Here is a 2,234-nt window from a genome sequence, read left to right on the forward strand (position 1 = left end):
TTAATGACCCGAGTGTTGATGTTACCGCTATAAAAAACTTTGTTAATAGTGATGGTGCTGTAGGGATAGGGTACATTGCAATAATGGGTGATGATCTGGTTGAAAAACAAATTGACAGAAGCGGAGTGAAAGATTTTGAAGGAAGTTATGCTGATGCTTTGAAATATGCCAAAGAGGAAGGAGCGAAAAGTATGGATTATGGAGTTAAGGGGGTGTTAAGTGGAGATTTAAACCCTAAATCATTCTATGTAAGAGAGGGTACAGCGTATAATGTTGGTGATATAGGTAATTATTTGTGGGGTAGAGGAATGGCTGAATTAGGAATTATGATTGGTGAGGCAAAGATGGGGGCACACTATAATAACATAATGAATGGAAGAGATCAAAAGACGCCTCTATATGATTTTGGTCCAGGAACCTATGGTGACCCAAGATTTTGGGATTCTCCAGGAGATCAGAAAGCCATTGATAATGGATACAGAAACAGTTCAGCAGGAAAAGCTAATTTGGCACGTAGAAAGAAGCAAATCGAAGATGGGAAGAAGATGTATCAAGAACAAAAACATAAAAGTGTGATAGGACCATTAAAGTGGTAGGATTATGAACAAAATTTATATCTATATAATTGTATTGTTTTCTGCGGGTTGCTCGACAAGTAAAAAGGTTGATGAAATCGTTTCGAATAATCTGGAATTGAATGAATCACTTTTAAAATCCTCATTGTATAGTAGAAATGAATTTTATATTTATGAGACGTATTTCATAGATGGGGTTCGCACATATTATTGCGAATTAAACAATGAAAATTACAATATCGTTCGTGATACAATAATTTATAAGAGTGTTAGTGGAAGCGTATATAACAACAATTTTAAGTTGTCGCCAAAACAGGTAAGCGATTCAATTAAGCGGTTAAAACAAATTATGAATACTTTTTCAATTGAAGGGTATAGGTCGGATTGGAGAGATACAGGTATTGCGTTAAAAATTTATTTAACTGATGGTTGTGAGATGTTTTATGTTCCTAATCAATCCAGTTTTATCAATCAGTATTCAGACCTAGAAAAATTGAAAAGAGGGTGGTACTCTCGATGTGTAGAGACACAATGAAAGGGGTAGTGTACCAGATTTATTGATGAATGAAATTTGTTTAATTAACCATTTGTTTTTCAGGTGGGGAGACTACGTATGATGATACTGATAAAAGTGTGACCATGACTGGTAGTGTCTCAAACTATCACCTGCCGGTAAAAAGTGTATGTAACTTATTGAAAAATAATAAATAGAAGAATCAATTTGTATTGAAGCGAGTGGATATAGACATCCACTCGCTTCTTTTTTGTGTAAATAAGACCCTGTATGAACGAAAGTTCGTTGTAAGTGTCTCAAACTATCACCTAATCATGAACTGTAATTATTGTCAAAAAAATTGTATAAAAAAAGGAAAGCAAAAGACCTCTATAACGGTAATATACGTGAAATGTACACCGCTATCCTGAAAGAGGACGAAACACCACTGGGGACGTACAATTACCAGTATCAGTATGACCAATTGAATCGAATCAAAGCCATGAATAGTCAAGGGTTGTCACTTAGCGGTTCGACAATCATTCCAGTAGCAGGACTGTATGAAACAAGCTACAGCTATGACCGAAATGGGAATATTACCAGTCTGCAACGTTGGGCGGATAACGGAACTACCAAAACGGCTATGGATGAGTTTACGTATGATTACATCGATGGAACAAACAAATTAGCGCTTGTGCATGATGCCGTAAATGCTGGAAATTTTGCAGATGATTTAGACGATCAGCCGGGACAATATGCCGGATTAGGATTTACCGCATACAATCTGGCGGATGAAACCACCCATAACTACCGTTACGATGCCATTGGGCAACTTGTGCAAGATAAAACGGAAGAAATTGAAAACATCGAGTGGACAGTTACCGGAAAAGTAAAGAAAATTGAACGTTATGCGTTTAGTGAAAAACCGGATCTGGCATTTGAGTATGACCCTGTGGGGAGACGCATTATGAAAGTTGTGTACCCAAAATCGGCACCGGGAGTTATAGATACGGATGAAATTACCAAAACGTACTACGTACATGATGCACAGGGTAATGTGATGAGTATTTATACGTTAAAGACGGAAGATTCGGAAAAGAATTTGTATCTTAGTGAGAGGATGTTGTATGGATCAACCCGCTTAGGAATGGAACAAGTCAACCAAA

The 2,234-nt window shown here is 37.0% G+C and carries 2 protein-coding genes; both read left to right on the forward strand.

The genetic code is table 11. The annotated features are described in order from the left end of the window. Positions 1-596, forward strand: a 596-nt coding sequence (locus ABDZ97_RS17515; RefSeq protein WP_343791076.1) for a hypothetical protein, incomplete at its 5' end; no start/stop codon positions are given. A gap of 833 nt (positions 597-1,429) precedes the next feature. Continuing rightward, positions 1,430-2,234: hypothetical protein (locus tag ABDZ97_RS17520; protein ID WP_343791079.1), on the forward strand; the 805-nt coding region annotated here is incomplete at its 3' end.

The organism is Wandonia haliotis, assembly GCF_039523435.1.
Lineage (GTDB): Bacteria > Bacteroidota > Bacteroidia > Flavobacteriales_D > Crocinitomicaceae > Wandonia > Wandonia haliotis.